The organism is Vibrio sp. UCD-FRSSP16_30 (assembly GCF_001676025.1).
Classification (GTDB): domain Bacteria; phylum Pseudomonadota; class Gammaproteobacteria; order Enterobacterales; family Vibrionaceae; genus Vibrio.
Genome location: NZ_LZFW01000074.1, coordinates 1 through 712 on the forward strand (window position 1 = coordinate 1; position 712 = coordinate 712).

1 rRNA gene is annotated in these 712 nt (G+C 41.4%); it reads left to right on the top strand.

Annotated elements, in window-relative coordinates:
- A 16S ribosomal RNA gene (locus A9260_RS17060) occupies positions 1-227 on the top strand; the annotation flags it as partial.
- Positions 228-712 lie beyond the last annotated feature (485 nt).

The following is a 712-nucleotide window of genomic DNA, read 5'->3' on the forward strand; positions in this document are numbered from 1 at the left end:
CCATGAAGTCCATGAAGTCGGAATCGCTAGTAATCGTGAATCAGAATGTCACGGTGAATACGTTCCCGGGCCTTGTACACACCGCCCGTCACACCATGGGAGTGGGCTGCAAAAGAAGTGGGTAGTTTAACCTTTCGGGGAGGACGCTCACCACTTTGTGGTTCATGACTGGGGTGAAGTCGTAACAAGGTAGCCCTAGGGGAACCTGGGGCTGGATCACCTCCTTATACGATGATTAYTCACGATGAGTGTCCACACAGATTGATGGTTTATTTTAGTTAAAGTATTAGAGCTTTAATTAATGACTTCGGTTATTGATTAAAGCTTTTTGCTTTATGCTCTTTAACAATTTGGAAAGCTGACGAACAATAATGTGATTTCATTATTGTTCAAATTTAAAAGTTCTCAAATCCTAAGTCTTTAWGATTTAGGTACCAACACACATTCAAGTGTTCTTGGGAATAACATCATTGCCTGATGTTATTCAAATTTGAGTCCGGCAAAATCGATGTTTACTTCTGCTTTTTAAAGCGGAAATAAACAATAGTTATCTCGCTCATAATAAAGAGATAGCGCACCTTGGAAACGTCATACTACGTTGTAGCAAACGTATTGCGTTAAGCAAGACCCTTTGGGGTTGTATGGTTAAGTGACTAAGCGTACACGGTGGATGCCTTGGCAGTCAGAGGCGATGAAAGACGTAATAACTTGC